The following is a 2,786-nucleotide window of genomic DNA, read 5'->3' as shown; positions in this document are numbered from 1 at the left end:
ACCGTACTCCGTCCGCTCCCGTCGGGCGGGGAGCGGACGGAACCGCCGTACCCACCCCGCCGTACGCACCCCGCCGTTCCCGGTCACCGCCGTTGCCGGTCACCCGTCCGTCCACGGCGGCCGACGCGCGGCCGGGAGTACGGTGGAGAGACCGAGAGCCCCTCGCGCACCGGCTCCGACACCGGCGCCGCCCTCGGCGACCGACGACACCGGGCCGGGTCTCCGTGCCCGGGGCAGGGCTTGCCTCATGACCGTGAACGTGCCGGTTCCGCCGACCACGACCGATCTCCTCGGGGGACACGCCGGCCGGGAATGGCATGGCTCGCGGAGGCCGGTGGGGCCGAGGCCGGAGCGAGGCGCCTCGCCACGCGCGGGCGAACGGGTCCGTGAGTTGACCCGACGCCAGATCGAGGACCGGCTGGGGGAACTGGGCGACCTGTACGCGGAGACCTCGGGCGGCGGCCCGTGGGCGTGGAACCAGGCCCGCGGCGCCTTTCTGCGACGGCTGGTGGCCGACGTACGCCGACCGGGATTCGAGTTGCTGATCGCGGAGTCCACCGCGCTGACCGGGTGCGCCTACGGCTTCCCCGTACGCGGCGACGGGCCCTGGTGGGAGGGCCTCGACGGACACCTTCCGGGGAGCCTGCTCCGGCTCGCCGCCTCCGGACGCCTCTTCGTGGTCTCCCGGATCCTCGTCCCGCCCCGGGTGCGCAGACAGAACCAGGACCGTGCCTGGAACCTCGCCCGGCGCCTGCAGCGGCGGCTGCTCACCGACCACGGCGCCGCGCTCGGCGTCACGCTGGTGGGCAGCTCCGATCACCGGACCGTCGAGGCGCTACGGTCCTGGGGGTGGCGGTACGCCGAAGGCGACACGCCTTGGGCGTACCCGCACGGCACGTTCCGTGTTCTGACCCTGGGGACCTGAGCGGGCGAGGCGGGGCGTCAGATACGGGCGAACCTCCGCGTCTGGTCGGTGAACTCCTGGACCATGGCGCTGCTGACCGTGGGGCGGGTCGCGCGGATCGTGTCCAGGTAGGCGTCCGTGGTCGGGCGGGCCCGGGTTCCCGTGTCGAAGGTGCGCTCGAACTGGGCCTGCGAGACGGTACGCGCCACATGGGCGATGTCGGCGGGCGTGAACCCCTCACTGGCGGACGCGAGCGCCGTGCTCTCGGCCTCCGCGCCCGCTCGTGTCAGATAGCTCTCCCACAGCGCGGTCCTCGCGCCGAGATCGGGAGGTCCGATGGGCAGTACGTAGTCGAAGCGACCGTGCCGCAGGAAGGCCGAGTCGAGCGTGGTCACGTTGTTCGTGGCGCAGACGAGCAGCCGCCCTTCCTGGCCACGGAACCGGACGATCGCCTTGAGCAGTTCGTTGACGACGCCGACCGCGGTCGCGTCCGCGCCGCCGCGCTCGCCGGCGATCTCCTCGACCTCGTCGATGAAGACCAGGACGTGGTCGAGCCGCGTGATCTCGTCGAAGCGCCGGGTCAGTCCGGTCGCCAGGCCGTACTCGGCCGCGAGACGTGCGGGGAACAGTTCGAGGAAGGGCCATCCCAGACGGCCGGCGATCGCGTGCGCGAACGTGCTCTTGCCGGTCCCGGGCGGACCGAACAGCATCACCGCCCGCGGCAGCTCCACCCCGTGTTGGGCGGCCATTCCGGGATGGGCCAACGGCAGGACCAGGCGGCGCTCGATGAGCCGTTTCTCGCTCTGCATGCCCGCGACCTTCTGCCACAGCCCCGGGGGCGGCAGTTCCGCTCCGAGCGAGGAGAGCATGCTGATCGCCTGAGGAGTCACCGCTCCGTGCTTCTCGAAGAAGACCAGACCCGAGCGGGCGCCGAAATCGCAGTTGTGCAGAGCGGCGGCACCGGTCCCGCCCTCGGGAAGGACCGCGTGCACCGCGCGGACCCCGTCGCCGAAGAGCCGGTGCTCGAGTGCGGTGATCATGGCGCTGCCCAGCCCACGCCGCCGCCAGTCGGGCGACATGCACAGGCGCAGGATCCACGCTGTGTCGCCCTCCACTCTGCTCACCGCCGCGCCGACCACCACGTCGTCCGCGACGGCCACCACGGCCGGATCAAGGGCTTGGAGCGCCGCCACGGCGTCCGAGAGCGGGAAGAGGGGTGGCTCCTCGGCCGCGACACTCTCCGCGTCGACGCGGAGCACCGCTTCGAGATCGTCCCGGGAGTAGTCCCTGACCCGCCAACCTGTCATGATCAGCTCCGCGTGCTCGGCCGCCGAGTCAGCCGCGATCCTCTTCTTCGGCCTCCATGAGCCGTATTCCCTGATGCGTCAGCATGACTGTCGCGGGTGTGTCGCCATGGGCCCAGCGGACCGTGACGAGCCCTTCGCCCACCAGATAGGTGCAGGCCGCGGCCAGATCCTGCTCGGGGATCGCCAGATCGTCACGCAGCTCGGCCCCGGAGACGTCAGGGGCGCGGTTGCCTTCGATGCCCGCGTACAGGATCTTCAAGATCGCTTCGCGGTGGTTCTTCCGCTGGTGCAGTGTTGCCATGGTCGCCGCCACTCGTGCCGGGCCCCGGACGCATCGCCCCGGCGGCCCGCGGACACCGTGGAAAGCCGGGGTGCCAGGGACTGACTCTCGGTGTTCACTCTACTCCGGGCCGGGCCACGGGCACCTGCTCACGGAGAGTACGGTCATGGGCCGCGCGGAGTACCGCGGAGTACCGTGGAAGGGGGAAGTACCCCTGCTTCCCTCCCCGGCAACGACGCCGACACCGCCCCGGGCGGTCGGTGATCCGCCGAACCCCGCAGACGGGGGATGACGA

At 71.8% G+C, this 2,786-nt stretch carries 3 protein-coding genes; 1 reads left to right on the top strand and 2 read right to left on the bottom strand.

The window, feature by feature from the left end; genetic code table 11:
• Positions 1–391: 391 nt before the first annotated feature.
• Positions 392–925 (top strand): hypothetical protein, encoded by a 534-nt coding sequence (locus tag FNH08_RS48330; RefSeq protein WP_228034832.1) that lies wholly within the window; start codon positions 392–394, stop codon positions 923–925.
• 17 nt (positions 926–942) lie between these two features.
• Here the strand turns inward: FNH08_RS48330 and FNH08_RS48325 are convergent, their stop codons facing one another.
• Together FNH08_RS48325 and FNH08_RS48320 are read right to left on the bottom strand one after the other, a co-directional pair.
• Positions 943–2,211 carry an ATP-binding protein gene (locus FNH08_RS48325; protein WP_152778251.1) on the bottom strand — a complete coding sequence of 423 codons (1,269 nt, stop codon included), beginning with the start codon at positions 2,209–2,211 and terminating at the stop codon, positions 943–945.
• A 28-nt stretch (positions 2,212–2,239) separates the two neighbouring features.
• Positions 2,240–2,512 carry a hypothetical protein gene (locus tag FNH08_RS48320; protein ID WP_152778250.1) on the bottom strand — a complete coding sequence of 91 codons (273 nt, stop codon included), beginning with the start codon at positions 2,510–2,512 and terminating at the stop codon, positions 2,240–2,242.
• Positions 2,513–2,786: the final 274 nt, after the last annotated feature.

This window comes from Streptomyces spongiae, assembly GCF_009377185.1.
Classification (GTDB): domain Bacteria; phylum Actinomycetota; class Actinomycetes; order Streptomycetales; family Streptomycetaceae; genus Streptomyces; species Streptomyces spongiae.
The sequence above is the reverse complement of the archived record's forward strand: the minus strand, read 5'-3'. Positions and strand labels throughout refer to the sequence as shown.